Below are 4028 nucleotides of genomic sequence, written 5' to 3' on the forward strand. Positions count from 1 at the left end.
GATATCTTTGATGATTTCGGCATCTGGGTAGAGTGATTGCATATAGGCGATTTGTCTACCAAGGTCGTCTCGTTGCTTGGTTGAACTAACTCGGCAGTAGCAGACAATGGAAGTTCTAGCTGCACCACGGAGGTAGGATTCGACATGAAAAAGTCCTTGTCCTGCTTCGTTTTTGATGCTTTCGATCTTGCCATTGTCTGCGTACTTCCTTAAAGTGTTTGGGTGCAATCCCAGTTGTTTAACTGCTTCTCGTAGTGGTACATAAGCCATACTACTATATTAGCAGTTATGAGTATATATAATCTATTGTTAGCAAATAACTAGCTATTGACTAACCCTTTCACCAGAGTAACTTCTCACGGCTTTAGGGTCTGGTGCAAAAGCCAACCATAAAGGAAATTGCAGTATTGCTAAACTGATTTGCTCTTCGGAATCGTCAATTATAATTAAAGGTAATTGATTAGTCTTTACCAGTCGGTCAGCCTTCAAAGCCAAAGCATCGGGTGTTTCAAACAAAGCTACACCCTGGTCAGGACCAAAATCTGTGCGACCAATTCCTAAGCAGTCTTGCAAACCGCGCCGCCATTCACCTAAACGTTCTGGGGAATTTGCTAAAACCAGAGTACGGAGGCGATCGCCATATAAACTGTGTAATATAGAAGCCACAGATGAACCAATGAGAATATTCTGCAAGCGGCTTCCCATAGTTCGCAAAGCGCCGCGTCCCCCTTGTTTAAAGAACCAGTTAGCAACTCGTTCTGCGTGAACCGGTTCAAAAGTCCGGCGTAATTGCCAGGGCGGACCATAGTAATCTGGGTTACTACGATACTGGTCAATCAAGCGGCGAATTTTATTTGTAGTCTCTTGAAACTGTTGTTGGGCAAATTGGGGTGTTTGTGGCTGTTCTTGGGTGATTTTCACCTCTGTGACCACAGGTTTGGCTGGTTCGATTGGTGTCAGTTGCAATTGTTCTGCTGACATTGCCAAATCCTGTAAACTACCGGTGAGATAATCCTTAAAGCCTTGCACCCGAATTGCTAAATCTTGAGATGCTCCCGCAAAAGTGGTTCGCATTTCATTACGAATGCGTTCTTGGCGGCGTTCTAGTTGTTCTACAGAAATTTGCAGAGCTTGTTTGCGTTGTTCTAACTGCGCTAGTGACTCTTGTACAAGTCGCCCCAGAGAGATTTGAGTTTGACTAAGTTGTTCTTGAAGGGTTTTGTAAGATGCTTGTAGATTGGCTATTTCTGCCTTTAGAGATGCTTCTTGGCGTTGCAAATCTGCCACTGTATCCTCAGCTTGAGCAGATAGTGAATTATCTTTTTGCTCTACCACGAGGGGAGTTTCTGGTTGTTGTACTGCATCTTCAAGGGTTAAGTTGTCTGTGGAGTCAATGGCGGCAAATGCCACTTCTGTATGAGGTATGATTGGCAGAAGATTTGCATTATTTGGTTGTGTATCAGTAGATGAAGTTGGCGCTTCTGTTTCCAGCAGTGAGTCTGGGGGTGAGTTTTCTGCTTCTATTTGTTCCAACCACTCATCGATCTGTTCTGGAGTTTGAGATTCCTCTGGGTTCATAAACAATAATGCAAATAAATAAGTTTCAAGAATATAGTCTAGATGCAAAACCACTGAGCACTGAGGCTCACAGGATTTAGAAAATAGCTCATATCCGTGGACAACGTGATTCTAGACAAGATTTTAGGCTTTTGGGGTCAAATAAAATCGGTAGAAAGTGAATGCTATTGACTTCCTTAAAATAAAACAGGATAGGGATTCGATTCCAAAATATCCGCCAGTTTTGCCATTCCTGATAGGGAAAGCGCCGCAGTAATTTTTCCCCGCGATAGATGTCTAAATCTGTGGCGGTGAACTGTAAACGTATTGTTGCGGTTTGTAACAACAGAAATAAGCCCAATAATGCAATTACCACCCCTACCCAAACTTGCACTACCAATAGAGGTATGGCAGCAATCAGCAATACAATGGGGATATTATAACTAGGTTGGAGTTCCACAGTTGAGGTGGAATCAGTTGTAAATGAACTGGTCACAGTTTCCCATCCTGTTTTGTTGGTAAACATCTATCCTATTTTAGGGGTTCTGGGTTTGATTAACTTGCCGAGTTATTGGTGAACAGATCCCGGTCCTGTGTCAAAAACCTTCTAGCAATGCACTCCCGGTTCCCTGAAACATTAACCATGAGAGAAAAAAGTTACTAATAAATATAATTAGTAAGGAAGTAACAACAGCGGTTGTGGTGGATTGTCCCACGCCTTTTGCTCCTCCCTTGGTCGTTAAACCCCAGCTGCAACCAATGACGGCGATTAACAAGCCAAAGCAACAGGCTTTAATTAAGGCGCTGATGATATCGCCAATGCTGATCAGGTTACGAGCTGAGTCTAGAAATACCGTATCGGGTATGCCATATATATTTGTGGCAATTATTAATCCCCCTAAAATCCCTGTGATTAAAGACAGGAGGGTTAAAATCGGCAGCATTAAGCAGCAAGCCAGTAGGCGAGGGATAACAAGGTAATCAATGGGGTCTGTTTTTAAGATGAATAAAGCATCGATTTGCTCGGTTACCCGCATCGTCCCAATTTCCGCTGCAAAGGCCGAGCCGACTCTTCCCGCCAAAACTACGGCGGTAAGTACTGGTGATAATTCTCTTGTTAATGCTACCGCTAGGACTCCGCCAACTAGATTACTAGCGCCAAAATTAATAAACTCCCTCGCTACCTGAATCGTAAATACTGCGCCCACAAATACAGCCGTTAACAGGGCAATAAATAGGGAGTCTGGCCCCACAGTGGCCATTTGCTCTACAGTATTGCGCCAATTAATTTTTCCCCTCAATAGGTGAACTATTACTTGTCCACCCAGGAAAATCGCCGCCAGCAGTCGCTGACTCCATGCTCCTAAACTGGATTTGGATTTAGTCTCACTCAATGTTTTTTAGCTAACTCGGTAACTGCATTCAGGATAGCGGATCTCTGTTGGTTGGGGGAACCCTACTCCCTGGGTGAAACATTAACTTAATTTAAAGGTCATCTCATAAAGTAAAGTTGTTTAAATCTATTTTTGATGCCATTATTACGAAATGATATAGACTGAAAGCTATGTTTGGCAAGTTTTTTAGATAATTTTAGAGTTTTTCCCGATCAGATTATCTGATTTAAAAGGTGAAGATTTTTTTTAATCAAAACTTAAGATTTTTGACATATTGCTTTTTAAGGAGCGATCGCACGTATTCTGGAAGATGACATCTTAGTTCTCGGCGATTGTTCACTCTCTCAACGGAGCCTGCTGTATATGTCTATTTTCACCAACTTCCTCCGCTCCCTACTGCTGACTATGTTTTTTAGTTTTATCGCTCCTATGTCCTTGGTGGGGGGCGTATTATTCCTTTTGCCGGTCATCGGTTACTTTCCAGCTTTACAAGGGGCTACTGATGCCAGCACGATGAGGATCATCCATTTTCTTTCTATCTTTGGTAGCGGTCATCCCCTTGATGGACTTGTGATCATTAGTTTGACTTGTAGTTTCGTTGGGGCGCTATTCGATAGCTATGCTTACTACCGTTATCAAATATTACGCATTGACTCTTAAGTAATTAGAGCACTTTACTGTGTTCACATACTCAGAAACGGCTTCATGTCCTGAGCCTAGACCTACATGAGTATTATCAGGTTTATATAATTAACTTGTTTTAATAAAAATTAATTAAATTAAATCATCAGTAGCCGACCAACTATGGTATTACGCAAATTATGTATTAATTATCATTGTAGCGTCACCTTTAAATAAAGATATACAAAGAATCTAAAAATTTCATTAATATTGCTGATAACACCATGCCTACTGATTTTTGGACTAGAGTAAATTAGGTCTACAATAATTTAATGAATTTATAGTCATTTATGTACATTTGTAGTATAATATTATGAATGTACGATCATTAAATGAATGAAACTATCTGATTATGCAAAAAAGGTAGGGATAAGTTATAGAACTGCGTGGCGTTGG

At 41.3% G+C, this 4028-nt stretch carries 4 protein-coding genes and 1 pseudogene; 1 reads left to right on the forward strand and 4 read right to left on the reverse strand.

Features of this window, described 5'->3' with window-relative positions; all coding sequences use genetic code 11:
- From NWP21_RS12060 to NWP21_RS12075, 4 genes and pseudogenes are all read right to left on the reverse strand, one after another.
- Positions 1-270: pseudogene (locus tag NWP21_RS12060) on the reverse strand (IS607 family transposase); the annotation flags it as partial.
- Positions 271-324: 54 nt separating this feature from the next.
- On the reverse strand, positions 325-1578 hold the full coding sequence (locus tag NWP21_RS12065; protein WP_280792896.1) for a DUF3086 domain-containing protein: 1254 nt from the start codon (positions 1576-1578) through the stop codon (positions 325-327).
- Positions 1579-1666: 88 nt separating this feature from the next.
- Complete coding sequence (locus NWP21_RS12070) at positions 1667-2083, reverse strand: DUF3119 family protein (protein ID WP_280792897.1); 417 nt, start codon at positions 2081-2083, stop codon at positions 1667-1669.
- Between the two features lie 70 nt (positions 2084-2153).
- Positions 2154-2951 (reverse strand): MlaE family lipid ABC transporter permease subunit, encoded by a 798-nt coding sequence (locus tag NWP21_RS12075; protein ID WP_280792898.1) that lies wholly within the window; start codon positions 2949-2951, stop codon positions 2154-2156.
- A 363-nt stretch (positions 2952-3314) separates the two neighbouring features.
- On the opposite strand from NWP21_RS12075, the gene NWP21_RS12080 reads away from it, so the two are divergent.
- Positions 3315-3611 carry a hypothetical protein gene (locus NWP21_RS12080; RefSeq protein ID WP_280792899.1) on the forward strand — a complete coding sequence of 99 codons (297 nt, stop codon included), beginning with the start codon at positions 3315-3317 and terminating at the stop codon, positions 3609-3611.
- Positions 3612-4028 lie beyond the last annotated feature (417 nt).

The organism is Anabaenopsis sp. FSS-46, assembly GCF_029891665.1.
GTDB classification, from domain to species: Bacteria; Cyanobacteriota; Cyanobacteriia; order Cyanobacteriales; family Nostocaceae; genus Anabaenopsis; species Anabaenopsis arnoldii.